This is a genomic window from Streptomyces sp. NRRL B-1140, from assembly GCF_001280065.1.
Lineage (GTDB): Bacteria > Actinomycetota > Actinomycetes > Streptomycetales > Streptomycetaceae > Streptomyces.
Genome location: NZ_LGEA01000092.1, coordinates 39,430 through 62,514 on the forward strand (window position 1 = coordinate 39,430; position 23,085 = coordinate 62,514).

The following is a 23,085-nucleotide window of genomic DNA, read 5'->3' on the forward strand; positions in this document are numbered from 1 at the left end:
GATGGCTGACGGGAGTGACCTGGCGAACGGGTGAGGCAGGCCGCCGCACGCACGCTTGCCGCGGCGGCCCCGGATCCGGCTACGCCTTGACCGGCGCGGGCGCGTCCTCGGCGAGCTTGCCCTCCAGCTCGTGGCTGATCCTGCGCTCCACGAAGAACGCGGCCGTGGGGATCGTGCCGGCGAGCAGCACCCACAGCTGCTTCTTGACCGGCCACTTCGCCTTGGAGCCGAGGTCGAAGGCGAAAATCAGGTACACGACGTACAACCAGCCGTGCGCGATGCTGACCACCTGGGTGAAGTCAGCCGCGCCGCCCAGATCCAGGACGTACTTGCCGATCATGCCGAGGGTCAGCGCGACGAGCAGCACACCGGTGACGTAGGCCATGACCCGGTAGCGGGTCAGCACGCTCTTCTTCATGCCGTCGAGCGTAACGACCCGTTCCGGGGGATCTTGCCCCGGGTCACTCCTCTTCGAAGTCGCCTGCCGAGACGCGCAGCGGCCGCAGCATCGCGAAGATCTCCGCGCATTCCTCGGCGTCGTACACGCCGAGCCCGAAGTCCATCGCCATCAGGTCGCGGGTGGCCGACTCCACGACCTCCCGTCCCCTGCCGGTGATGCTGGCGAGGGTGCCGCGGCCGTCGTTCGGGTTGGGCCGCTTGGCGACCAGGCCCGACTTCACCAACCGGTCCACGGTGTTCGTCACGGACGTGGGGTGCACCATGAGCCGCTCACCGATCTTGGACATCGGCAGTTCGCCGGACTTGGAGAAGGTGAGCAGCACCAGCGCCTCGTAGCGCGCGAACGTCAGCCCGTACGGCCTGACCACCGCGTCGACCTCGGCGAGGAGGATCTGCTGAGCGCGCATGATCGAGGTGATCGCGGCCATGGACGGCACGTTCCCCCAGCGCTGCTTCCAGCGTTCGTCGGCGCGCGCGATCGGATCGAAGGAGAGACTGAGCGGCTTCGGCACGAACCCGACCTTACCGGCCGGTCACATGGTGGTCAGCCCCGTCTCGCCCTTCGGGCGCGGGCACCGGCCCCGGTGCCCGCGTCACTGTCCCGGCGGCTACTCGGCGAGGTGCCGCTCCACCGTCTCCACCTTGGACGTCAGGCCGTCCGACACGCCGGGGCGGATGTCCGCCTTGAGGACGAGGGAGACCCGGGGCGCGCGGCGCTCGACCGCGGCGACCGCACGCCGGACGACGTCCATGACCTCGTCCCACTCCCCTTCGACGGACGTGAACATCGCGTCGGTGCGGTTCGGCAGTCCGGACTCGCGCACCACCCGCACGGCGTCGGCGACGTACTCCCCCACGTCCTCGCCGACCCCGAGCGGCGTCACGGAAAAGGCGACGATCACGCGCCCACCACACCTTCCTTGCGCGCGCGGGAGGCGATGACCGCGTCCTCGGCCTCACGCCGGAGCCTGCGCTCGGCGACGAACCCGCCGCCGGGCAGCACCGAGAGGACGAAGTACAGCGCGGCGGTCTTCAGCGACCACTTCGCCCGGTTCCACGCGTCGGCCCAGAAGATCACGTACAGGACGAACAGGAGGCCGTGCACCGCGCCCATCACCGGCACGGCGTTGAAGTCCGTGGTCCGCTTCAGCACCGAGCAGACCAGCAGGATGAGGAAGGAGATCGCCTCGGGTGCCGAGACCAGGCGGAGGCGGCGGATGGCGGTGGCGGTCTTGAGGTCCACGGGTCACCTTCGGTGAGAGAGGAAACAGATTGTGAACGCGCGCACAAGCGTCCCGCCCATTGTGGCAAACCGCCGGGGTCCCTCCGTCCGGGGGTCCGCCCCCCCGGCCCTTAAGGGTGTGATCAGGGTCGTTCTCCACCCACGGGCCCTGTCCGCGAGGCCCGGCCTGCGGATACCTTCCCCTCGTGGCGATGTTCCGACTTCAGAGCAGCAAGGTGCTCGCCGTCGACATGACCGGAGACGCCGTCAAGGCGAAGAACGGCTCGATGGTCGCGTACGACGGGGAGATGGCCTTCAAGAAGCTCAGCGGCGGCGGCGAGGGGATCCGGGGAATGGTGACCCGGCGGCTGACCGGTGAGCAGATGACGTTGATGGAGGTGAAGGGGCGCGGGACCTGCTGGTTCGCGGACCGCGCCTCCGAGATAAACCTGGTCAGCGTCCAGGGCGACAAGCTCTACGTCGAGTCGAGCAACCTGCTCGCGACCGACGCCGGGCTGCGCACGGGCACGGAGTTCACCGGCCTGCGCGGCGCCTCCCAGGGCAACGGGCTGTTCACGACGACCGTCGAGGGCCACGGCCATGCGGCGATCATGTCGGACGGCCCGGCGGTGGTGCTGCGGGTGAGCGCCCAGTACCCCCTGACGGTCGACCCGGGGGCGTATGTGGCGCACCAGGGGAATCTGCGGCAGTCCTTCCAGTCCGGTGTGACGTTCCGCACGCTGCTCGGGGAGGGCGGCGGCGAGGCGTTCCAGATGCGGTTCGAGGGCGACGGGCTGGTGTACGTGCAGCCGAGTGAGCGGAACACGATCGCGGGGGACGTGTGACATGGCTTTCCGGGAGATCAACGGAAAGATGATCGAGGCGACGGTCGCGCCGGGGCAGCGGCTGTTCAGTCAGCGCGGGGCGATGCTCGCGTACAAGGGCGAGGTGTCCTTCACACCCAACATGGCGGGCGGCCAGGGCGGGATCATGTCGATGATCGGCCGCCGGGTGGCGAACGAGGACACGCCCCTGATGTCCGTCGAGGGCAGCGGCACGGTCCTGTTCGGGCACGGCGGACACCACGTCCAGGTGATCCGCCTCACCGGCGACACGCTCTACGTCGAGGCGGACCGCCTCCTGGCCTTCGAGGGCTCGCTCCAGCAGGGCACGATGTTCCTGGGCTCGCAGGGCGGCGTCATGGGCATGGTGCGGGGCCAGGTCAGCGGCCAGGGGCTGTTCACCACGACGCTGCAGGGGCACGGTGCCGTCGCGGTCATGGCTCACGGCGGTGTCATCGAGATCCCGATCAGCCCGCAGCGCCCGGTCCACGTGGACCCGCAGGCCTACGTCGCCCACCACGGCGACGTGCGCAACAAGCTCTCGGCCGCCCTGGGCTGGCGGGACATGGTGGGCCGCGGCTCGGGCGAGGCCTTCCAGCTGGAGCTCAGCGGCAGCGGTGCGGTGTACGTCCAGGCGTCGGAGGAGAAGCTGTGAGCACCTACGGAACCCCGGGCGCCGGCCCCGTGGTCTTCGACCCGGCGACCCTGCCGCCCGACGACAACGTCAATCCCTACACCTTCTGCGTGGAGCTCAAGGGGAGCCAGTGGTTCCTGCAGAAGGGGAAGATGATCGCCTACTACGGCTCGATCGACTTCAACGGCGTCGGACACGGCCGGCTGGACCGTCTCGTGCGCACCTCGTTCCATTCGCCACTGCACGCGAGCGACTGGGTCGTGGCCGAGGGCTCGGGCAAGATGCTCCTCGCGGACCGGGCCTTCGACGTCAACTCGTACGACCTCGAGGACGGCAACCTGACCATTCGCTCGGGCAACCTGCTCGCTTTTCAGCCAACTCTCGCATTGAAGCAATCAATCGTGCCGGGTTTTCTGACCCTCATCGGAACCGGAAAGTTCGTGGCCGCGTCCAACGGACCGGTGGTGTTCATGGAACCCCCCATCCGGGTCGACCCCCAGGCCCTGGTCGGCTGGGCGGACTGCCCCTCCCCCTGCCATCACTACGACCACGGGTACATGACCGGCGTCATGGGCGGTCTACGTGCGCTGACGGGCCTCGGAGGCGCCTCCGGCGAGGAGCACCAATTCGAGTTCGTCGGCGCCGGGACGGTGCTGCTCCAGTCGTCCGAGACCCTGATGGCCGAGCAGGCCACGGGGACCGTTCCACACCAGGCCGGCGTGCCCGGCGGCGGGGCGCACAGCCCCCAGACGGGGCAGTCGGGCGTACCGCGCCTTCCCGGACAGCTGGGGGACCTCCAGCGTCGCTTCGGGCTGTGAGCGGTAGTCTGCAGAGTGTGACATCGAACGTCTGCGCACTGCTGTTCGCCAGGCGTACACCGTCACACGCCACCCCTCACTAGTTCACCTTTCAACCTTTTAGGTAGACTTCATTCATGGAGACCGAGACGGCCACCCGCTGGCTGACCGATGCGGAGCAGTGCGCCTGGCGCACCCACCTGGAGGTCAACAGGCTGTTGACGTACCAGCTCGAGAAGGACCTGCAGCCGTTCGGCCTGACAATGAACGACTACGAGATCCTGGTGAATCTCTCCGAGTCCGACGATCAGAGAATGCGGATGAGCGACCTCGCCTCCGCCACCCTTCAGTCCAAGAGCCGCCTCTCGCACCAGATCACGCGGATGGAGAACGCGAACCTGGTCCGGCGGGAGAACTGCGAGTCGGACCGCCGGGGCCTCTACGCGGTCCTCACCGACCACGGCATGGCGACGATGCAGAAAGTCGCGCCCCACCATGTGGCGTCCGTGCGCAGGCACTTCATCGACCTGCTGTCCCCCGAGGCCCTGACCGAGCTGGACAAGAGTCTCAAGCCCATCGCGGAGCACCTGCGCGGCCAGCGCGGACGCCCGTAGCAGCGCTGCCCGCTAGACGAGCGGCAGGCGGAGTTCGAACAGGGCTCCGCCTGCGGGTCCCCGCCCGGCCGTGAGGGTGCCGCCGTGCCGGACGGCTACGTCCCGGGCGATGGCGAGCCCCAGCCCGGCGCCGCCGTCGTCGCGGCTGCGGGCGGCGTCCAGCCGGACGAACCGTTCGAAGATCCGCTCCCGGTCGTCCTCGGGCACCCCGTCGCCGTCGTCCGCCACCCCGACCACGGCCCGGTCACCCTCGCGCCGCACGGTCACGGTGACGGCCGACCGGGCGTGCCGCTGGGCGTTGTCGAGCAGATTGGCGAGCACCCGCCCCAGCTGCCCCCGCGATCCGGCCACCTCCACCGGCTCCGCGTCCACCGTGACACCCGTCCGGCCCTCGGCCTGCTCCCGGGCGAGGCCCGCGAGGTCGACCTTGGCGTCGCCGGGCCGCTCCCCCGCGTCCAGCCGGGCCAGCAGCAGCAGATCGGCCGCCAGCCGCTGCAGCCGGACGGTGTCCTCCACGGCCCCGTCGAGGTCCAGCAGCTCGGGGTGCGCGGCGGCCACCTCCAGTTGCGTGCGCAGCGAGGCGATCGGACTGCGCAGCTCGTGGGAGGCGTCGGCGACGAACCGCCGCTGCCGCTCCACGGACGTCTCCAGGGCCGCGAGCGTCTCGTTGGTGGTGCTGGCGAGCCGGGCGATCTCGTCGTGCGTGTCCGGCTCCGGGACACGCCGCGCGAGGTCCTCGGAGTGGGTGATCGCCGCCATCTCGCGCCGGATCCCCTCCACGGGCCGCAGGGCCCGCCGGGTGACCAGCCAGGTCACGGCCGCGACAACGCCGAGCAGCAGCGGGAAACCGATCAGCATCACCGTCAGCGCCGTCCGCACGGCCCCGTGCTCGGCGGCCAGCGCGGAACCGGCGTAGACCTTGAGGTGCCCTCGGCCCTGGGTCTCCACCTCGACGGCGGCGAAGCGGTAGTCCTCCGCATCGCCGTCGATCGTGGCGGACCCGTTGCTGAAGACGCTCTCCCCGGAGATCTCACCGGGTTCGAGGGCCTCGCCCGCGTCCTCGGCGTCGTCATCGTCGTCCCCGGTGGCCTTCACGGCCGGCTGCGGCTTCACCTGCCCGCTGTCGGTCCCGCTGATCTTCTCCAGATCCTCGCTGGCCGCGACCAGCCGCCCGTGCTCGTCCAGGACCTGCACCGGCCCGTCGTCGCCGTCCAGCCCGGACAGCTTGTCGTACGGCGTTCCGGCGGCGAGCTCGGAGGCCACCGCCCGCGCGGAGCGCTCCGCCTGCGTACCGGCCTCGCCGATCAGGTTGGACCGCAGGGACAGCAGCACGGCGCCCCCGGCGGCGACGAGCGCCACCGCGACCACGAGGGTCGCTCCCAGCGTGGCCCGCGCCCGGACGGACCCGAACAGCCGCCTCACGGCGACGTCTCCAGCCGGTAGCCGGCCCCGCGCACGGTCCGGATCAGCCCCGCCCGCAGCTTGCGCCGCAGGGTGCTGACGTACACCTCGACGATGTTCGGGTCACCGTCGTACGCGAAGTCCCAGACGTGCTCCAGGATCTCGGACTTGGACACCACCTCGCCGGCCCGCAGCACGAGCTGCTCCAGCACGGAGAACTCCTTGGCGGTCAGGGCGATCTCGTCGTCACCGAGGAACACCCGGCGGGCCGCGGTGTCCACCTTCAGGTCGCCGTGCACATGCACGGGTGACGCCCCGGCCCCCTGTCCTCGCCGCCGCAGCAGCGCCTTGACCCGGGCGACGAGCACGACGTAAGAGAACGGCTTGGTCAGGTAGTCGTCCGCGCCGGTGTCGAGCCCCTCGGCCTCGTCGTACTCGCCGTCCTTGGCGGTCAGCATCAGGATCGGTACGTCGTGCCCGGCGGCGCGCAGGGCGGCGCAGACCCGGTAGCCGTTGAGGCCGGGCAGCATGATGTCGAGGATGACCAGGTCGTACGTGCCCTCCGAGGCCTGGTACAGCCCTTCCTGGCCGTCGTGGACGACGTCCACGGCGTACCCCTCGGCCGTCAGGCCCCTGGCGAGCGACAGGGCCAGCCGCTTCTCGTCCTCCACGATCAACAGGCGCATGCGTAAAGAGTGGCAAAGGCAAGCTGAAGATCCCTTCAGGGGGCTTCAGGTTCCTCTCAGCCTCCGTCGGCCAGAGTCGAAGACGTCGAAAACGAAACGACTCGGGAGGAATCCGCATGAAGCGCAACATCGTGATCGCCGCTGTGACCGCTGCCGCTCTGATCGGAGGCGGTACGGCCACGGCCCTCGCGACCACGGGAGACGACGAGGGCTCGGCGCGGCAGGCGGCCACCACCCAGCTGTCGTCGAACGACGACACGCACGACGACCGCGACGACCGCGACGACGACGCAGCCCGGGCCGCCTCCGCGGACGTCACCGCGTCCGAGGCGATCGCCTCCGCGCTGAAGCACACCTCGGGCACGGTCGTCTCCGCCGAGCTGGACGACGAGGACGACAGCGACAAGGTGGTCTGGAACGTCGACGTCCTGTCCGGCGACAACACCTGGCACAGCGTCAGCGTGGATCCGTCCAGCGGCAAGGTCCTGGGCTCGCAGACCGACGACGAGGACGACACGGCGCAGGTGCGGGCGGCCCTGAAGGGCTCGTCGGTGACCGCCGAGGAGGCGGCGAAGGCTGCCGCCGGCAAGGGTGTCGTGACGTCGGTCGGCCTCGACGAGGACGGCAAGAACAAGTCCTGGGAGGCCGAGACCCGCACGTCCGGCGGCGCCGAGCAGGACTGGAAGATCGACCTCAAGTCCGGCAAGGTCACGGCGGACCGCGCCGATGCCCAGGACGACGACGCGGACGACCAGGACGACCAGGACTGATCAGCAGCTGCCCCTCTTCACGGCCCCGGCGTCCACACGGACGCCGGGGCCGGGTGCTTCCGCAACGCTGCGTCGCAGCGTGCCACCCCTGGCGGCACGCATGCCCGCAGCTGGGCCCGCGTGCCCGCAGCTGGGGCGCGCCACGACGCTCCCGCACCCGCGTACGGCGAGAAGGGGCCGTGTCGGGGGGTGTCCGCCCGCAGCGGTTGGCCCGTCAACGGAGAGTCGGTCGGCGTCAGACCATCGCGCCGTTCCGAGGACGGACACCCCCCGGCGCGGCCCCGACCCACCCCCCACGCAAAGGCGAAGCAGACGCGCACCTCCACCGGCGGAAACCCGAAGCGGCTCAGCCCTCCGTCAACCCCGCGACCAGCTCGTCAGCCGCCCGGTAGGGATCCAGCTCGCCCGCGATGATCCGCTCCGCCAGTGCCCCGAGCCGCCGGTCCCCGTGCAGGTCCCCGATCCGCTCCCGCAGCGCGGTCACCGCGATCGTCTCGACCTCCCGCGACGCCCGGGAAAGACGCCGCTCCGCGAGGACGCCCCGCTCCTCCATCCAGGCCCGGTGTTTCTCCAGCGCCTCGACGACCTCGTCGACGCCCTCGCCCCGCGCCGCGACCGTCTTCACGATCGGCGGCCGCCAGTCACCCGGCCCCCGGGACTCCCCCAGCCCCAGCATGTGGTTCAGCTCGCGAGCCGTCGCGTCCGCCCCGTCCCGGTCCGCCTTGTTCACGACGTACACGTCACCGATCTCCAGGATCCCGGCCTTGGCCGCCTGGATCCCGTCGCCCATCCCGGGCGCGAGCAGCACGACGGACGTGTCCGCCTGCGAGGCGATCTCCACCTCCGACTGCCCGACCCCCACCGTCTCGACCAGGATCACGTCACAGCCGGCGGCGTCCAGGACCCGGATGGCCTGCGGGGCCGCCCAGGCAAGACCGCCCAGGTGCCCGCGCGTCGCCATGGACCGGATGTACACGCCGGGGTCGGACGCGTGGTCCGACATCCGCACCCGGTCCCCGAGCAGCGCACCGCCCGAGAACGGCGACGACGGGTCGACGGCGAGCACGCCGACCCGCTTGCCCTGCTTGCGGTACGCGGAGACCAGAGCCGAGGTCGACGTGGACTTGCCGACCCCGGGCGACCCGGTCAGCCCCACGACGTACGCCCCGCCCGTCAGCGGCGCGAGCGCCGCCATGACCTCCCGCAGCTGCGGGGACGCCCCCTCCACCAGGGAGATCAGCCGGGCCACGGCCCGCGGCCGGCCTTCCCTGGCCTGGGCCACCAGGGTGGAGACGTCCTGCATCACAGCTCCGTTCAGATAGGGGACGTACCGAAACTCAGGCCTGGGCCTTGGGCACGCGCACGATCAGCGCGTCACCCTGCCCACCGCCACCGCACAGCGCGGCCGCGCCCACGCCACCCCCGCGCCGCTTCAGCTCCAGCGCGAGATGCAGCACCAGACGCGCACCGGACATCCCGATCGGGTGACCCAGGGCAATGGCACCACCGTTGACATTCACCTTTTCGGTGGACACGCCGAGGTCCTTCATGGACTGCACGGCGACGGCCGCGAACGCCTCGTTGATCTCCACGAGGTCGAGGTCCGAGACCTCCAGGCCCTCCTTCTTCAGCGCGTGCAGGATCGCGTTCGACGGCTGCGACTGCAGGGAGTTGTCCGGCCCCGCCACGTTGCCGTGCGCCCCGATCTCGGCGATCCACTCCAGGCCCAGCTCCTGCGCCTTGGCCTTGCTCATCACAACGACGGCGGCGGCACCGTCGGAGATCTGCGAGGCGGAACCGGCCGTGATGGTGCCGTCCTTGGAGAACGCCGGACGCAGCTTCCCGAGCGACTCCGCGGTCGTGTCGCCGCGAATGCCCTCGTCCTTGCTGAACAGCACCGGGTCGCCCTTGCGCTGCGGGATCTCGACGGGCGTGATCTCGGCCTCGAACAGGCCGTTCTTCTGCGCGGCGGCCGCCCGCTGGTGCGACAGCGCGGCGATCTCGTCCTGCTCGGCACGGCCGATGCCCAGCCGGGTGTTGTGCTTCTCCGTCGACTCGCCCATGGCGACGCCGTCGAAGGAGTCGGTCAGACCGTCGTGGGCCATGGAGTCGAGCATCTGGACGGCGCCGTACTTGTAGCCCTCGCGGGACTTCGGCAGCAGGTGCGGGGCGTTGGTCATGGACTCCTGGCCACCGGCGACGACCACGTCGAATTCACCCGCACGGATGAGCTGGTCGGCGAGCGCGATGGCGTCGAGGCCGGACAGACACACCTTGTTGATGGTCAGCGCCGGCACGTTCATCGGGATGCCGGCCTTGACCGCGGCCTGACGGGCCGGGATCTGCCCCGCACCGGCCTGGAGCACCTGCCCCATGATCACGTACTGCACCTGGTCGCCGCCGATCCCCGCACGGTCGAGGGCGGCCTTGATCGCGAAGCCGCCGAGGTCGGCTCCGGAGAAGGACTTGAGCGAACCGAGCAACCGGCCCATGGGCGTCCGCGCGCCCGCGACGATCACCGAGGTGTTCGCCCCAGAAGTTCCAGAAGACATGAGCTGCGATCCCCTTACCGGCTGCACAGCCGAGGAGTGAACGAGGGTTTACTTCGAATGTACTGAGTGGCACTCCGTGCCGTCATCGGGCTGTCGGTGTGATCGCGCGCACGTTGCGTAACCACCTCGGGGGCGCTGCACTGAACTCATGCTGACGCGAATCGACCACATCGGAATCGCCTGTTTCGACCTCGACAAGACCGTCGAGTTCTACCGTGCCACCTACGGCTTCGAGGTGTTCCACTCCGAGGTCAACGAGGAACAGGGCGTGCGCGAGGCCATGCTCAAGATCAACGAGACGTCCGACGGCGGGGCCACGTACCTGCAGCTCCTGGAGCCGACCCGCGAGGACTCCACCGTCGCCAAGTGGCTTGCCAAGAACGGCGAGGGCGTGCACCACATCGCCTTCGGTACGGCGGATGTCGACGGTGACGCCGACGAGATCAAGGGCAAGGGCGTACGCGTGCTGTACGAAGAGCCGCGAGTCGGTTCCATGGGGTCACGGATCACCTTCCTGCACCCCAAGGACTGTCACGGCGTACTGACAGAACTGGTCACTTCGGCGCCTGTTGAGTCACCTGAGCACTGACCCTCGTACATAGGGGCCGGTAGGGTTGGGGGCGGTCGCCGCTCAGTCCAGGGTGACCGCGGTCCCGCCGTGCGACGGCAGGACCACCGGGGTCCGGGTTTCGGGGGACGAGCGTCGGGGCAGCAGCCTCTGCTCCGCCGATGATCTGACACCATTCCCCGGGGGCCCCGTTCGGCGGATGGACGGAGCTCGTTCGGAAAGAGTTGCGACCAGGGGACGGATGGGACCGCGCAGTGCGGGGCTACGAGAGCCAGGAGCGAGAGCCGGCGGCTGACGTCGACCACCTCTCTCGGTTCGAAGCCGAGATGAAGCGGCTGAAGACCGAACGGGAAAAGGCGATCCAGCACGCCGAGGACCTCGGCTACCAGGTCGAGGTGCTGCGCGCCAAGCTGCACGAGGCGCGGCGCACCATCATGTCCCGGCCCTCCTTCGAGGGGGGCGACATCGGCTGGCAGGCCGAGCAGTTGCTGCGCAACGCGCAGATGCAGGCCGACCAGATCCGCGCGGACGCCGACCGCGAGCTGAGCGAGGCCCGGGCCCAGACCCAGCGGATCCTCCAGGAGCACGCCGAACAGGCGGCCCGGCTCCAGGCGGAGCTGCACCAGGAGGCGGTGACCCGCCGCCAGCAGCTGGACCAGGAACTGTCCGAGCGCCGCCAGACGGTCGAGTCGCACGTCAACGAGAACGTGGCGTGGGCCGAGCAGCTGCGGGCACGTACCGAGCAGCAGGCACGCCGGCTGCTGGAGGAGTCCCGGGCCGAGGCCGAACAGTCCCTCGCCACCGCCCGCGCGGAGGCCGAGCGGCTGGCGACGGAGGCCCGGCAGCGGCTGACGAGCGCGGCCGAGGAGGCCCGGGCCGAGGCCGAGCAGATCCTGCGCCGCGCCCGTACGGACGCCGAGCGCCTGCTCAACGCCGCCTCCACGCAGGCGCAGGAGGCCACCGACCACGCCGAGCAGCTGCGCACGTCGACCGTCACCGAGTCGGAGTCCGCGCGCCGCGAGGCCCAGGAGCTGAGCAAGGCCGCCGAGCAGCGGATGGCCGAGGCCGAGGAGGCGCTGCGCAAGGCGCAGGCCGAGTCGGAGAAGCTGGTCACGGAGGCCAAGGAGGCCGCCGCCAAGGCCCTGGCGAGTGCCGAGTCGGCGAACGAGACGCGTACACGCACCGCCAAGGAGCAGGTCGCCCGGCTGGTCGAGGAGGCCACGAAGGAGGCCGAGAACACCAAGTCCGAGGCCGAGCAGCTCGTCGCCGACGCCAAGGCCGAGGCCGAGAAGATCGTCGCGGAGGCCTCCGAGAAGGCCCGCACGCTCACCGCCGAGGAGACCGCGACCCAGCTGTCCAAGGCGGCCCGGACCGCCGAGGAGGTCCTCGACAAGGCGTCGGAGGACGCCAAGAAGACCACCAGGGCCGCGGCCGAGGAGGCCGAGCGGATCCGCTCCGAGGCCGAGGCCGAGGCGGACCGGCTGCGGGCCGAGGCGCACGACATCGCCGAGCAGCTCAAGGGCGCGGCGAAGGACGACACCAAGGAGTACCGCGCCAAGACGGTCGAGCTGCAGGAGGAGGCCCGCCGGCTGCGCGGCGAGGCCGAGCAGCTGCGCGCGGACGCGGTCGACGAGGGCGAGAAGATCCGCGCCGAGGCCCGCAAGGAGGCCGTGGCGCAGATCGAGGAGGCGGCGAAGTCCGCCGAGGAGCTGCTCGCCAAGGCCAAGGCGGACGCGGACGAGCTGCGCACGACGGCCCAGGCGGACAGCGAGAAGGTCCGCACCGAGGCCATCGAGCGGGCGACGACCCTGCGCCGGCAGGCCGAGGAGACCCTTCAGCGCACCCGGCAGGAGGCCGAGCGGCACCGCGAGGAGGTCGTCGAGCAGGCCGAGGCGCTCAAGGAGGACGCCGAGCGCGCGGCACGGGAGCTGCACGAGGAGACCCAGCGGGCCATAGAGGCCCGTCGGGCCGAGGCCGCCGAGGAGCTGACCCGGCTCCAGACGGAGGCGGAGGAGCGGCTGACGGCCGCCGAGCAGGCGCTGTCGGACGCCCGTGAGGAGGCCGCGCGGCTCCGCCGCGAGACCTCCGAGGAGAACGAGCGGCTGCGGGCCGAGGCCGCCGAGCGGATCCGCACACTCCGGCAGCAGGCCGAGGCGGAGGCCGAGCGGCTGCGCGACGAGGCCGCCGCGGACGCGTCCGCGGCGCGCGCCGAGGGCGAAGCCGTCGCCGTGCGGCTGCGCTCGGAGGCGGCGACCGAGGCCGAGCGGCTGAAGTCGGAGGCACAGGAGAGCGCGGACCGGATGCGCGCGGAGGCGCAGTCCGCGGCCGAGCGCCTCGCCACGGAGGCGTCCGAGACGCTGGCCGCCGCCCAGGAGGAGGCCAACCGGCGTCGCCGCGAGGCCGAGGAGGTCCTCGGCAGCGCCCGTCAGGAGGCCGACCAGGAGCGCGAACGGGCCCGCGAGCAGAGCGAGGAGCTGCTGGCCTCGGCGCGCAAGCGCGTGGAGGAGGCGCAGACCGAGGCCGTACGGCTGGTCGAGGAGGCCGACCGTCGTGCCACCGAGATGGTGGCGGCGGCCGAGCAGCACGCCCAGCAGGTCCGGGACTCCGTCGCGGGGCTGCACGAGCAGGCCCAGGAGGAGATCACCGGTCTGCGCTCCGCCGCCGAGCACGCGGCGGACCGTACCCGCCGGGAGGCCCAGGAGGAGGCGGACCGGGTCCGTTCCGACGCCTACGCCGAGCGGGAGCGGGCCAGCGAGGACGCGGGCCGGCTGCGGCGCGAGGCGCACGAGGAGACCGAGGCCGCCAAGGCGCTCGCCGAGCGGACGATGACCGAGGCGATCTCGGAGGCGGAGCGGATCCGCACGGAGGTCGCCGAGCACGCCCAGCGGGTGCGCACGGAGGCGTCGGACGCGATCGCCGAGGCGGAGCAGAGCGCCTCGCGCACCCGGGCGGACGCCCGTGAGGACGCCAACCGCATCCGGTCGGACGCGGCGACGCAGGCGGACACCCTCATCGGCGAGGCGCGCGCCGAGGCGGAGCGGCTCACCACCGAGACGGTCCAGGAGACCGACCGGCTGCGGATGGACACGGTCAACGAGGCCGAGCGGGTCCGCACGGAGGCCCTGTCCGAGGCCGAGCGCGTGCGGTCCGAGGCGGCCACGGAGGCCGACCGGGTGCGGACCGAGTCCGTCGCCAAGGCCGACCAGCTGGTCGCGGAGGCCACCGGCGAGGCGGAGCGGCTGCGGGCCGAGGCCGCCGAGACGGTCGGCTCGGCGCAGCAGCACGCCGAGCGGATCCGCCGCGAGGCCGAGCGGGTCAAGACCGACGCGGAGGCGGAGGCGGAGCGCCTCGTCGCCACGGCTCGCGAGGAGGCCGACCGCACGCTGGACGAAGCCCGCAAGGACGCCAACAAGCGGCGCTCGGAGGCGGCCGAGCAGGTCGACAAGCTCATCACGGAGACCACGGCCGAGGCGGACAAGCTGCTGACCGAGGCACAGCAGCAGGCGCACAAGACCACCGCGGAGGCCGAGTCGCGGGCCGACACCATGGTGGGCGCGGCCCGCAAGGAGGCCGACCGGCTCGTCTCCGAGGCGACGGTCGAGGGCAACTCGCTCGTGGAGAAGGCCCGTACGGACGCCGACGAGCTGCTGGTCGGTGCGCGCCGGGACGCCACGCAGATAAGGGAGCGTGCCGAGGAGCTGCGCGACCGCATCACCTCCGAGATCGAGGAGCTGCACGAGCGGGCCCGCCGTGAGTCGGCCGAGACGATGAAGTCGGCGGGCGACCGCTGCGACGCGCTCGTCAAGGCGGCCGAGGAGCAGCTGGCGAAGGCGCAGGCGAAGGCCAAGGAGATCGTCTCGGAGGCCAACTCCGAGGCCGGCAAGGTGCGTATCGCCGCGGTGAAGAAGGCGGAGGGGCTGCTCAAGGAGGCCGAGCAGAAGAAGACCACGCTGGTCCGCGAGGCCGAGGAGCTCAAGGCCGAGGCGATCCGCGAGGCCAAGCGCACGGTCGAGGAGGGCAAGCGCGAGCTGGAGGTCCTGGTTCGCCGGCGGGAGGACATCAACGCCGAGATCTCCCGTGTCCAGGACGTCCTGGAGGCGTTGGAATCCTTCGAGGCACCCGCCGGCTCCAAGGACAACGGGGTCAAGGCGGGCGCGACGGTCGGAGCGCCCCGATCGGGTGGCAAGTCCTCGGACGGCTAGCGGTAAGCCGGGCCGGGGAGCCCGATTCCGGGGCCATCCGGGGGCTTTGACCAAGTTTTGGCAAGCGATCCGCCGCTTAGCCACTCAAAAGGGGTCTCATTTTCCAGATCAAACGCGCATCCGCTCGATGACACACCGTTTCGGCCCCTAGGATTCCACCTATCACCTCACCGGTCTCATTCGACAGGAACCCCATGAGCGACACTTCCCCCTACGGCTTCGAGCTTGTGCGGCGTGGGTACGACCGCGCTCAGGTGGACGAACGTATCTCCAAGCTCGTCTCCGACCGTGACAGCGCTCTCTCCCGCATCACCGCTCTGGAAAAGCGCATCGAAGAGCTCCACCTCGAGACGCAGAACGCCCAGGCCCAGATCACCGACGCCGAGCCGTCGTACGCGGGTCTCGGCGCGCGCGTGGAGAAGATCCTCCGTCTCGCCGAGGAAGAGGCGAAGGACCTGCGCGAGGAGGCCCGGCGCGCCGCCGAGCAGCACCGCGAGCTCGCCGAGTCGGCGGCCCAGCAGGTGCGCAACGACGCCGAGTCGTACGCGGCGGAGCGCAAGGCGAAGGCCGAGGACGAGGGCCTGCGGATCGTCGAGAAGGCCAAGAGTGACGCTTCCCAGCTGCGTGCCGAGGCGCAGAAGGACGCGCAGTCCAAGCGTGAGGAGGCGGACGCCCTCTTCGAGGAGACCCGCGCCAAGGCCGCACAGGCCGCCGCCGACTTCGAGACGAACCTCGCCAAGCGCCGCGAGCAGTCCGAGCGCGACCTGGCCTCCCGTCAGGCCAAGGCCGAGAAGCGCCTCGCCGAGATCGAGCACCGCGCCGAGCAGCTGCGCCTGGAGGCCGAGAAGCTGCGCACGGACGCCGAGCGCCGCGCCCGCCAGACGGTCGAGACGGCTCAGCGCCAGGCCGAGGACATCGTGGCCGACGCCAACGCCAAGGCCGACCGCATCCGTTCGGAATCCGAGCGCGAGCTGGCCGCCCTCACCAACCGCCGCGACAGCATCAACGCCCAGCTGACCAACGTCCGCGAGATGCTCGCGACGCTCACGGGCGCCGCGGTGGCCGCCGCCGGCACGCCGGCCGAGGACGAGCCGATCTCCCGTGGGGTCCCGGCCCAGCAGTCCCGGTAACACCGGGGTATACGGAGTCTGAACCTCCGCAAAGCCCTCTGCCGCTCGGGTGGCAGAGGGCTTTGCCACGCTCTAGCGTGGCGGCATGATTGAGCTCGAGGGGCTGACGAAGCGATACGGCGAGAAGGTGGCGGTCAACAACCTCTCCTTCACCGTCAGACCGGGCATCGTCACCGGCTTCCTCGGGCCGAACGGCGCGGGCAAGTCGACGACCATGCGGATGATCCTGGGGCTCGACCATCCGACCGCCGGCGACGTCCGTATCGACGGCAAGCGCTACCCGCAACTCAAGGACCCGCTGACGTACATCGGCGCCCTGCTGGAGGCCAAGGCCTGGCACGGCGGTCGCACCGCCTACAACCATCTGCTGTGCCTCGCGCAGAGCAACGGCATTCCGCGGAGCCGGGTGCGCGAGGTGCTGGAGACGGTCGGGCTCACCGCGGTCGCGAAGAAGAAGACCAAGGGCTTCTCGATGGGCATGGGGCAGCGGCTCGGCATCGCGGCCGCGCTGCTCGGCGATCCGCGGATCCTGATGTTCGACGAGCCGGTCAACGGCCTCGACCCCGAGGGCATCCACTGGATCCGTACCCTGATGAAGTCGCTCGCCGCGCAGGGCCGGACGGTGTTCGTCTCCTCCCACCTGATGAGCGAGATGGCCCTGACCGCCGATCACCTCGTCGTGATCGGGCAGGGGCGGCTCCTCGCGGACACCTCCATGGCGGACTTCATCGACCGCAACTCACGCTCGTACGTCCGGGTCCGCAGCCCGCAGCGGGAGCGGCTGCTCGACGTGCTGCGGCAGGCCGGGATCGTGGCCGTGCAGAGCGGTGACGGGGTGCTGGAGGTGGACGGCGGCAAGGCGGAGCAGATCGGTGAGCTGGCGGCGCAGCACCGGATCACGCTGCACGAGCTGAGTCCGCAACAGGCCTCGCTGGAGGAGGCGTTCATGCGGCTGACCGCGGAGTCGGTGGAGTACCACGCACACAGCGGGACGAGCGCGCCGAGCCCCGAGCCTGCGCGGCAGCAGTGGGGCGACGGCTGGAAGAGGGGCTGAGGCATGGCGGTGACGCAGGTCGTCCGGTCGGAGTGGACCAAGATCCGGTCGGTGGCATCCACGGTGTGGACACTCTCGCTGGTGGTGGTCGTGACGGTCGCCCTCGGCATGCTGATCTCGGCGCTGTCGAAGAACGAGTTCGACTCGATGAACGCGCAGGACCGGGCGGAGTTCGATCCGACGTTCATCAGTTTCGCGGGGATGAGTCTCGGTCAGCTCGCGATGATCGTGTTCGGGGTGCTGGTCGTGTCGAACGAGTACAGCACCGGCATGATCCGCACCTCGCTGGCCGCGGTGCCGCAGCGGGGGTCCTTCCTGTTCAGCAAGATCGCCGTCGCCAGTGGGCTCGCCCTGCTGGTCGGTCTCGTCACCAGCTTCGCCGCCTTCTTCCTGGGGCAGGCGATGCTGGGCTCGCACCGGGCCGGGATCGGCGACCCGGGGGTGCTGCGGGCCGTGCTCGGCGGAGGGCTCTACATGGCGCTGATCGCGATGTTCTCCATGGGCATCGCCGCGATGCTGCGCTCGCCGATGCTGTCGCTGGGCATCCTGATGCCGTTCTTCTTCCTGATCTCCAACATCCTGGGCAACGTCGACGCGACGAAGAAGGTCGGCCGGTTTCTTCCCGACCAGGCCGGCAGCAAGATCATGCAGGTGGTCACGCCGATCGACGACGACACGCCGTACGGGCCGTGGGGCGGCCTCGGGATCATGGGGCTGTGGGTGCTCGCCGCGCTCGTCGGCGGTTACGTGCTGCTGAAGAAGCGCGACGCATAGAGGGATCGGCGCGGGCCGGCCTTTACCTCCTCTTGGAAGGAACCGTCAGCGCCTCGATATCCTCCTAACCCTTACGGGGGCGTGTGCCCCGCTGTCCTGAACCTTGCGATGGGTGCGGAGCATGATCGAAGCAGTCGGCCTGACGAAGCGCTACGGCGACAAGACCGCTGTGTACAACCTTTCCTTCCAGGTGCGGCCCGGAGCCGTCACCGGCTTCCTCGGGCCGAACGGCTCGGGCAAGTCGACGACGATGCGCATGATCCTCGGCCTGGACAACCCGACGGCCGGGCAGGTGACGATCGGCGGCTATCCGTACCGCAGGCTGCCCAACGCCGCCCGGCAGGTCGGCGCCCTGCTGGACGCCAAGGCGGTGCACGGCGGCCGGTCCGCCCGCAACCACCTGCTGTCCCTGGCCCAGCTCTCGGGCATCCCGGCCCGGCGGGTGGACGAGGTGCTCGGGGTCGTCGGTCTGCAGGACGTGGCCAAGAAGCGGTCCAAGGGCTTCTCCCTCGGCATGGGGCAGCGGCTCGGCATCGCGGCGGCGCTGCTCGGCGACCCGCAGGTGCTGCTGTTCGACGAGCCGGTCAACGGCCTGGACCCCGAGGGCATCCTCTGGGTGCGCAACCTGATGAAGGCGCTGGCGGCGGAGGGCCGCACGGTCTTCGTCTCCTCCCATCTGATGAGCGAGATGGCGCTGACCGCCGACCACCTCATCGTCATCGGGCGCGGTCAGCTGCTCGCGGACATGAGCGTCACCGACTTCATCTCGGCGAACTCGGCGGACTTCGCGCGCGTGCGCACGCCCGACACCGAGCCGCAGCAGCGCGAGAAGCTGTCGTCCGCGCTGACCGAGGCGGGCGGTCATGTCCTGCCCGAGCAGGACGGCGCGCTGCGTGTGACCGGGCTGCCGCTGCCCCGCATCAGCGACATCGCGCACGGCACCGACGTACGGCTGTGGGAGCTGTCGCCGCACCAGGCCTCCCTGGAGGAGGCGTACATGCGGATGACGCAGGGCGCCGTCGACTACCGCTCGACCATCGACCAGAAGGAAGGGCTCCAGCAGCCGCTGCCGCCCGGCGCGCAGCCGCCGATGCCGGTGCCCGGGCAGGGCCAGCCGGGCTGGTACGCCCCGCCGCCGCCCCAGCAGGGCGGCGCGCCCTTCCCGGGCCCACAGCAGGGCGCAGCGGGCGGCCCCCCTGGCCAGGCTCCGGCGGGCCCGTACGGCTCCGCCCAGGGCGCCTCCGGCCCGGGCACCGCCAACCCGTACGCCCAGCCCGCGCCCCAGACGCCTCCGGCGCCCCAGGGCGCCCCGCAGCCCGCGCCCCAGCCGGACGCCGCGCCCGCGCAGCCCGCCGCCGCGCCGCCCGCGCCCGCCGCCCCGACCGCCGACCTGACCAAGCCCGAGGACGCCCGATGAGCAGCCCCCAGTCCCAGATGCCGCAGGCCGCGCCCGCCTGGCAGGCGGCTCCCGGTCCCGCCCCCTACGGCGGCGGTGCCGGCTACACCTCGCCGATCCCTGTCGTGCGCACGCACCTCGGGCACGCCATCGCGTCCGAGTGGACGAAGATCAGGTCGGTGCGCTCCACCCTGTGGACGCTCGGTGTGTTCGTCCTGCTCGTCATCGGTATCGGCACGCTGACCGGCGTGGTGGTGGCCGAGTCCGACCCGGCCCTGGACGGCGAGAGCCCCCTCGGCCTGGGGTTCTTCGGGCTGCTGCTGGGCAGCATGTGCATCATCACGCTGGGTGTGCTGACCACGGCCTCGGAGTACGGCACCGGCATGATCCGCACCACGATGGTCGCGTGCCCGAGCCGGGGCAGGGTGCTGGCGGCGAAGGCCGTGGTGTTCTTCCTGACCGCGTTCGCCGTGACGCTGGTGTCCGCGTCGCTCGTCGCGTTCCTGCACGTGGCGATGCTGGAGGGCGATGGCGCCAAGTCCCCCTCCGGCGGTGAGTGGCTCAAGGGCACGGTCGGCATCTCGCTCTACATCGCGCTGCTCGGCCTGCTCTCGCTGCTCGTCGGCTCGATCATCCGGCACTCGGCCGGCGCCATCACCATCATGATCGGCGCCGTGCTGGCCCCCCTCGTGATCGCGCTGTTCATGTTCTCCGAGTCCCTGCAGGAGGTGCGCGACGCACTGTTCGAGTACTCGATCCCGAACCAGCTCAGCGTCTTCTACGCCAACTCCCTGAGCGAGTCCGGCCCGTCGGGCTGGGACCCGCTGTGGATCATCCTCGGCGTCACGGCCGTCGCCTTCGGCGGCGCCTTCGTGCTCCAGGAGAAGCGGGACGTCTGAGCCCGGTCAGAATCTCGGCGCGTTACGGGACCGCCGCACCCCCGGGGTGCGGCGGTCCCGCGCGTTCCAGCAGGCCTTGTGCCAGTGCCGCCGGTCGTCCACGCCCACGTGGTCCGCCCAGGCCACCACGTGCGGCACTCCGTCCGGGATCATCTGGTCGCAACCCGGGCAGCGGTACGCCTTGCCCTGCGCGCTCGCGCCGGCCACGTGCCGCACGTTCCAGTTCTCGCCCTGCCAGTTCTCCGAGGACTGCCAGCCGCCGTAGCGGCCGGGGCGGTCGTCCTCGGCGCTCCGGCCGGAAGAACCGGCGTCCTTGGGTCGGTTGCGACGCGGGGACACGGGACACCTCTCGGGGCTATACAGGAAGCACGGGCCGTATCCAGCCTACGCGGCGCGCGGAGAGGTACGCGTACGGCACGAATCGCCCGGAGTGCCCCGCGAGTCCGGCGGCCCCGCCCCGGGACGACCCTCTCCCCCGGCTGCCGACGAGCGGCCATTCTGCAGACAATCCGCAAAATACTCCGCCCGCCCGTGTCCTCGGCACGTGTCGGACGGTTATGCGCTGTGGGGGAGCTCCGTGTCGGAGCCAAGGAAGCAGGAAAGCAATGCGCGTTGGAAGTTTCGTGTTGGCGGCCCAGTTCCCCGGTCAGGGCGAGGGAGAGGCGCTGCACCGCGCGGTCCGCTCGGCCGAGGTGGCCGAGGAGGCCGGGCTCGACACGGTCTGGCTGGCCGAGCACCACTTCGTGCCGTACGGCACCTGCCCGTCGGCCATCACCCTGGCCGCCTTTCTGCTGGGCCGCACCCGGCGCATCCGGGTCGGTACGGCGGTGAGCGTGCTGCCCACCGCGCACCCCGTGGCCCTCGGCGAACAGGCGGCGCTGCTGCACCACACGAGCGACGGGCGTTTCACGCTCGGTGTCGGACGCGGCGGCCCCTGGGTGGACCTGGAGGTGTTCGGCGCGGGCCTGGAGGCGTACGAGAACGGGTTCCCGGAGTCCCTGGAGCTTCTGGTGCGGTGGCTGCGCGAGTCGTCCGTGGCGGCCGACGGGGAGCGGTTCCGCTTCCGTGAAGTCCCGGTGGTGCCACGACCCTCGGAGGCCCTGACGGAGGGCGCGGGGCCCGAGCTCGTCGTCGCCTGCACCTCGCCGTCGAGCGTGCGGCTCGCCGCCGAGCGGGGCCTGTCGATGCTGCTCGGGATGCACGTGGGCGACGAGGAGAAGGCCGAGATGGTCGCGCTGTGGCGGCAGCACGCACGGGCCTGCGGCCGCTCGCCGGAGGAGATCCTGGGCGCGTCCCATGTGTCGGCCGGCGTCTGCCAGATCGCGGACCGGCGGGTCGACGCGGCGGAGACGCTGATGAAGGCGATGCCGGGCTGGCTGAAGCAGGGCCTGGAGGCGCATGTCACGGTCGACGGGCGCACGCGCCGGATGCGCGACCCGCTGGCCTACACCGAACTGCTCTGCGGACTCCACCCGGTGGGCACTCCGCGGCTGTGCGCGGACCGGCTGGCGGCGACCAGCGAGCGGACGGGTATCTCCCGCTTCGCGCTGCTCGTCGAGGGCTCCGGCGACCTGGCGGCGACCGAGGAGAACGTGCGGCGGCTGGGCACCGAGGTGCTCCCCCAACTCGTCTGAGGGCGCGATGACTTCCTGGGGGCTTGCCGCTCCGGTACAGAACCGCACCTCCCGCGTACGGAGCGGCAAGCAAGTGGCGCCGCGTCAGCAGTCCCGGAACTCGGGAGACTGGTTCAGCACCTGACTGCGGACCGAGGTGAAACGGTCCAGCTTCTCGTCGACCGAGGAGTCGAGCGGGAACACGGCCACCCGATGGCAGTTCTGGAAGGCCAGGCGCACACCGAAGTGCCGTTGCAGCGCGCCGCGTATCGCGTCACTCGCAAGCGCACGCAGCAGCTGACCGCGTGCCTGCTCGTCCGGCGGGGGCGTCTGGTTGTCGGCGAACGCACCGCCGTCCACCTTCAGCTGGGCCACCAGTGAGCTGATCATCTCCCACGCATAGGGCAGGGAGATCCGGACGCAGTCGACGAATTCCGCTTCGTCGACCTCGCCTCGCTCGGCCTGTTCGAGTAGGGCCGGTGAGACGTCGAGCGACATGAGTTCTCCTCTCGCACCCCCGCCCGGCGGGCAGGGGTTGCCGGACAGAAAGGGAAGTTCGCGACACCCGGACACGCTGCGTACACGCACCGCGACCTCCCGTTCATACGGTAAGCAACGCGGGGTGACGGCACCAGGAAAATGCGCAGATGAGACACTCCCAATGAGCACACCATGCACACAATCGGCCATTACCGAACACGTGTTTTCCAGGGCGAATCGCGTCGACAGGTGCCCGTCGAGTAGCGTTGCCGACCATGCGTCTCGTCATTGCCCGCTGTTCCGTGGACTACGCCGGGCGGCTCACCGCCCACCTCCCCTCGGCCCCGCGCCTGATCCTGGTGAAGGCGGACGGCAGCGTCTCGATCCACGCCGACGACCGGGCCTACAAGCCCCTGAACTGGATGTCGCCGCCGTGCACCCTGAAGGAGGGCACCGGCGAGGAGGAAGGCGTCTGGACCGTCGTCAACAAGGCGGGTGAGAAGCTCATCATCACGATGGAGGAAGTCCTCCACGACTCCTCGCACGAACTGGGCGTCGACCCCGGCCTGATCAAGGACGGCGTGGAAGCGCACCTCCAGGAGCTGCTCGCCGACCGTATCGAGACACTCGGCGACGGCTACACGCTGATCCGACGCGAGTACCCGACGGCCATCGGGCCGGTCGACATCCTGTGCCGGGACGCCGACGGCAGGACCGTCGCCGTGGAGATCAAGCGGCGCGGTGAGATCGACGGCGTGGAACAGCTCACGCGTTACCTGGAGCTGCTCAACCGCGATCCCCATCTCGCCCCGGTGCGCGGTGTCTTCGCGGCGCAGGAGATCAAGCCCCAGGCCCGCGTGCTCGCGACCGACCGCGGCATCGGCTGCCAGGTGCTCGACTACGACGCGCTGCGGGGCATCGAGGACGACAAGCTGCGGCTGTTCTGACAGCCGGACGACGACGAACAGGGCCGGGTCCGAGGAGCGGACCCG

General features: G+C 70.8%; 24 protein-coding genes. 14 read left to right on the forward strand and 10 right to left on the reverse strand.

All coding sequences use genetic code 11. The features are described 5' to 3' along the window. Nucleotides 1–79: 79 nt before the first annotated feature. The 4 genes from ADK65_RS14595 to ADK65_RS14610 all read right to left on the reverse strand — a co-directional run bounded on the left by ADK65_RS14595 (nucleotide 80) and on the right by ADK65_RS14610 (nucleotide 1,702). Nucleotides 80–418 (reverse strand): DUF3817 domain-containing protein, encoded by a 339-nt coding sequence (locus ADK65_RS14595; RefSeq protein ID WP_053670546.1) that lies wholly within the window; start codon nucleotides 416–418, stop codon nucleotides 80–82. Between the two features lie 43 nt (nucleotides 419–461). Then, the gene (locus ADK65_RS14600) at nucleotides 462–971 is read right to left on the reverse strand and encodes a MarR family winged helix-turn-helix transcriptional regulator (RefSeq protein WP_053670547.1); all 510 of its coding nucleotides are present in this window, start codon (nucleotides 969–971) and stop codon (nucleotides 462–464) included. A gap of 96 nt (nucleotides 972–1,067) precedes the next feature. Further along, nucleotides 1,068–1,361 carry an MTH1187 family thiamine-binding protein gene (locus ADK65_RS14605; protein ID WP_053670548.1) on the reverse strand — a complete coding sequence of 98 codons (294 nt, stop codon included), beginning with the start codon at nucleotides 1,359–1,361 and terminating at the stop codon, nucleotides 1,068–1,070. After that, nucleotides 1,358–1,702 carry a DUF3817 domain-containing protein gene (locus tag ADK65_RS14610; RefSeq protein ID WP_053670549.1) on the reverse strand — a complete coding sequence of 115 codons (345 nt, stop codon included), beginning with the start codon at nucleotides 1,700–1,702 and terminating at the stop codon, nucleotides 1,358–1,360. The genes ADK65_RS14605 and ADK65_RS14610 overlap by 4 nt, the downstream gene beginning before the upstream one ends. Nucleotides 1,703–1,893: 191 nt before the next feature. On the opposite strand from ADK65_RS14610, the gene ADK65_RS14615 reads away from it, so the two are divergent. From ADK65_RS14615 to ADK65_RS14630, 4 genes are all read left to right on the forward strand, one after another. Further along, nucleotides 1,894–2,526 carry an AIM24 family protein gene (locus ADK65_RS14615; protein ID WP_053670653.1) on the forward strand — a complete coding sequence of 211 codons (633 nt, stop codon included), beginning with the start codon at nucleotides 1,894–1,896 and terminating at the stop codon, nucleotides 2,524–2,526. A 1-nt stretch (nucleotide 2,527) separates the two neighbouring features. Next, nucleotides 2,528–3,178, forward strand: coding sequence for an AIM24 family protein (locus ADK65_RS14620; RefSeq protein ID WP_053670550.1), 651 nt, complete (start codon nucleotides 2,528–2,530; stop codon nucleotides 3,176–3,178). Continuing rightward, complete coding sequence (locus ADK65_RS14625; RefSeq protein WP_053670551.1) at nucleotides 3,175–3,975, forward strand: AIM24 family protein; 801 nt, start codon at nucleotides 3,175–3,177, stop codon at nucleotides 3,973–3,975. Before ADK65_RS14620 ends, ADK65_RS14625 begins: the two co-directional genes overlap by 4 nt. A gap of 116 nt (nucleotides 3,976–4,091) precedes the next feature. Continuing rightward, nucleotides 4,092–4,568 carry a MarR family winged helix-turn-helix transcriptional regulator gene (locus tag ADK65_RS14630; RefSeq protein ID WP_053670552.1) on the forward strand — a complete coding sequence of 159 codons (477 nt, stop codon included), beginning with the start codon at nucleotides 4,092–4,094 and terminating at the stop codon, nucleotides 4,566–4,568. A gap of 12 nt (nucleotides 4,569–4,580) precedes the next feature. Here the strand turns inward: ADK65_RS14630 and ADK65_RS14635 are convergent, their stop codons facing one another. Together ADK65_RS14635 and ADK65_RS14640 are read right to left on the reverse strand one after the other, a co-directional pair. Continuing rightward, a complete protein-coding gene (locus tag ADK65_RS14635; protein ID WP_053670553.1) occupies nucleotides 4,581–5,990 on the reverse strand; it encodes a sensor histidine kinase in 1,410 nt (469 codons plus the stop codon). After that, nucleotides 5,987–6,655, reverse strand: a complete 669-nt coding sequence (locus tag ADK65_RS14640) for a response regulator transcription factor (RefSeq protein ID WP_053670554.1) — start codon at nucleotides 6,653–6,655, stop codon at nucleotides 5,987–5,989. Before ADK65_RS14640 ends, ADK65_RS14635 begins: the two co-directional genes overlap by 4 nt. 116 nt (nucleotides 6,656–6,771) lie before the next feature. Between ADK65_RS14640 and ADK65_RS14645 the strand changes: the two genes are divergently transcribed. Then, complete coding sequence (locus tag ADK65_RS14645; RefSeq protein WP_053670555.1) at nucleotides 6,772–7,425, forward strand: PepSY domain-containing protein; 654 nt, start codon at nucleotides 6,772–6,774, stop codon at nucleotides 7,423–7,425. 346 nt (nucleotides 7,426–7,771) lie between these two features. On the opposite strand, the gene meaB is transcribed toward ADK65_RS14645, so the two are convergent. Then, on the reverse strand, nucleotides 7,772–8,728 hold the full coding sequence (gene meaB, locus ADK65_RS14650) for a methylmalonyl Co-A mutase-associated GTPase MeaB (protein WP_053670556.1): 957 nt from the start codon (nucleotides 8,726–8,728) through the stop codon (nucleotides 7,772–7,774). 34 nt (nucleotides 8,729–8,762) lie between these two features. Further along, nucleotides 8,763–9,977: an acetyl-CoA C-acetyltransferase gene (locus ADK65_RS14655; protein ID WP_078955974.1), complete on the reverse strand. Its 1,215-nt coding sequence runs from the start codon at nucleotides 9,975–9,977 to the stop codon at nucleotides 8,763–8,765. A gap of 148 nt (nucleotides 9,978–10,125) precedes the next feature. Here ADK65_RS14655 and mce point away from each other — a divergent pair, with 148 nt between their 5' ends. The 7 genes from mce to ADK65_RS14690 all read left to right on the forward strand — a co-directional run bounded on the left by mce (nucleotide 10,126) and on the right by ADK65_RS14690 (nucleotide 20,000). Then, a complete protein-coding gene (mce, locus tag ADK65_RS14660) occupies nucleotides 10,126–10,566 on the forward strand; it encodes a methylmalonyl-CoA epimerase (RefSeq protein WP_053670557.1) in 441 nt (146 codons plus the stop codon). A 233-nt stretch (nucleotides 10,567–10,799) separates the two neighbouring features. Continuing rightward, nucleotides 10,800–14,747 carry a polarized growth protein Scy gene (gene scy / locus ADK65_RS14665; protein WP_053670558.1) on the forward strand — a complete coding sequence of 1,316 codons (3,948 nt, stop codon included), beginning with the start codon at nucleotides 10,800–10,802 and terminating at the stop codon, nucleotides 14,745–14,747. Nucleotides 14,748–14,941: 194 nt separating this feature from the next. Beyond that, nucleotides 14,942–15,877 (forward strand): cellulose-binding protein, encoded by a 936-nt coding sequence (locus ADK65_RS14670; RefSeq protein WP_053670559.1) that lies wholly within the window; start codon nucleotides 14,942–14,944, stop codon nucleotides 15,875–15,877. Between the two features lie 85 nt (nucleotides 15,878–15,962). Next, a complete protein-coding gene (locus tag ADK65_RS14675; RefSeq protein ID WP_053670560.1) occupies nucleotides 15,963–16,931 on the forward strand; it encodes an ABC transporter ATP-binding protein in 969 nt (322 codons plus the stop codon). 3 nt (nucleotides 16,932–16,934) lie between these two features. After that, nucleotides 16,935–17,705 (forward strand): ABC transporter permease, encoded by a 771-nt coding sequence (locus ADK65_RS14680; RefSeq protein ID WP_053670561.1) that lies wholly within the window; start codon nucleotides 16,935–16,937, stop codon nucleotides 17,703–17,705. Nucleotides 17,706–17,826: 121 nt separating this feature from the next. After that, nucleotides 17,827–19,122, forward strand: a complete 1,296-nt coding sequence (locus ADK65_RS14685; RefSeq protein WP_053670562.1) for an ABC transporter ATP-binding protein — start codon at nucleotides 17,827–17,829, stop codon at nucleotides 19,120–19,122. Next, on the forward strand, nucleotides 19,119–20,000 hold the full coding sequence (locus ADK65_RS14690) for an ABC transporter permease subunit (protein WP_053670563.1): 882 nt from the start codon (nucleotides 19,119–19,121) through the stop codon (nucleotides 19,998–20,000). The genes ADK65_RS14685 and ADK65_RS14690 overlap by 4 nt, the downstream gene beginning before the upstream one ends. Before the next feature lie 6 nt (nucleotides 20,001–20,006). Here the strand turns inward: ADK65_RS14690 and ADK65_RS14695 are convergent, their stop codons facing one another. Then, nucleotides 20,007–20,339 (reverse strand): hypothetical protein, encoded by a 333-nt coding sequence (locus ADK65_RS14695; protein WP_053670564.1) that lies wholly within the window; start codon nucleotides 20,337–20,339, stop codon nucleotides 20,007–20,009. Nucleotides 20,340–20,605: 266 nt separating this feature from the next. Between ADK65_RS14695 and ADK65_RS14700 the strand changes: the two genes are divergently transcribed. Then, on the forward strand, nucleotides 20,606–21,634 hold the full coding sequence (locus tag ADK65_RS14700; protein ID WP_053670565.1) for an LLM class flavin-dependent oxidoreductase: 1,029 nt from the start codon (nucleotides 20,606–20,608) through the stop codon (nucleotides 21,632–21,634). Between the two features lie 84 nt (nucleotides 21,635–21,718). On the opposite strand, the gene ADK65_RS14705 is transcribed toward ADK65_RS14700, so the two are convergent. Next, the gene (locus ADK65_RS14705; RefSeq protein ID WP_053670566.1) at nucleotides 21,719–22,111 is read right to left on the reverse strand and encodes an SCO5389 family protein; all 393 of its coding nucleotides are present in this window, start codon (nucleotides 22,109–22,111) and stop codon (nucleotides 21,719–21,721) included. A 257-nt stretch (nucleotides 22,112–22,368) separates the two neighbouring features. On the opposite strand from ADK65_RS14705, the gene nucS reads away from it, so the two are divergent. Continuing rightward, nucleotides 22,369–23,040, forward strand: coding sequence for an endonuclease NucS (gene nucS, locus ADK65_RS14710; RefSeq protein WP_053670567.1), 672 nt, complete (start codon nucleotides 22,369–22,371; stop codon nucleotides 23,038–23,040). Nucleotides 23,041–23,085: the final 45 nt, after the last annotated feature.

Coding starts and splice junctions, on each gene's coding strand:
- ADK65_RS14645 (WP_053670555.1), top strand. CDS start 6,772: ATGAAGCGCAACATCGTGATCGCCGCTGTGACCGCTGCCGCTCTGATC.
- ADK65_RS14595 (WP_053670546.1), bottom strand. CDS start 418: ATGAAGAAGAGCGTGCTGACCCGCTACCGGGTCATGGCCTACGTCACC.
- ADK65_RS14615 (WP_053670653.1), top strand. CDS start 1,894: ATGTTCCGACTTCAGAGCAGCAAGGTGCTCGCCGTCGACATGACCGGA.
- ADK65_RS14680 (WP_053670561.1), top strand. CDS start 16,935: ATGGCGGTGACGCAGGTCGTCCGGTCGGAGTGGACCAAGATCCGGTCG.
- mce (WP_053670557.1), top strand. CDS start 10,126: ATGCTGACGCGAATCGACCACATCGGAATCGCCTGTTTCGACCTCGAC.
- ADK65_RS14655 (WP_078955974.1), bottom strand. CDS start 9,977: ATGTCTTCTGGAACTTCTGGGGCGAACACCTCGGTGATCGTCGCGGGC.
- meaB (WP_053670556.1), bottom strand. CDS start 8,728: ATGCAGGACGTCTCCACCCTGGTGGCCCAGGCCAGGGAAGGCCGGCCG.
- ADK65_RS14690 (WP_053670563.1), top strand. CDS start 19,119: ATGAGCAGCCCCCAGTCCCAGATGCCGCAGGCCGCGCCCGCCTGGCAG.
- ADK65_RS14675 (WP_053670560.1), top strand. CDS start 15,963: ATGATTGAGCTCGAGGGGCTGACGAAGCGATACGGCGAGAAGGTGGCG.
- ADK65_RS14700 (WP_053670565.1), top strand. CDS start 20,606: ATGCGCGTTGGAAGTTTCGTGTTGGCGGCCCAGTTCCCCGGTCAGGGC.
- ADK65_RS14620 (WP_053670550.1), top strand. CDS start 2,528: ATGGCTTTCCGGGAGATCAACGGAAAGATGATCGAGGCGACGGTCGCG.
- ADK65_RS14685 (WP_053670562.1), top strand. CDS start 17,827: ATGATCGAAGCAGTCGGCCTGACGAAGCGCTACGGCGACAAGACCGCT.
- ADK65_RS14630 (WP_053670552.1), top strand. CDS start 4,092: ATGGAGACCGAGACGGCCACCCGCTGGCTGACCGATGCGGAGCAGTGC.
- ADK65_RS14670 (WP_053670559.1), top strand. CDS start 14,942: ATGAGCGACACTTCCCCCTACGGCTTCGAGCTTGTGCGGCGTGGGTAC.
- ADK65_RS14705 (WP_053670566.1), bottom strand. CDS start 22,111: ATGTCGCTCGACGTCTCACCGGCCCTACTCGAACAGGCCGAGCGAGGC.
- nucS (WP_053670567.1), top strand. CDS start 22,369: ATGCGTCTCGTCATTGCCCGCTGTTCCGTGGACTACGCCGGGCGGCTC.
- ADK65_RS14640 (WP_053670554.1), bottom strand. CDS start 6,655: ATGCGCCTGTTGATCGTGGAGGACGAGAAGCGGCTGGCCCTGTCGCTC.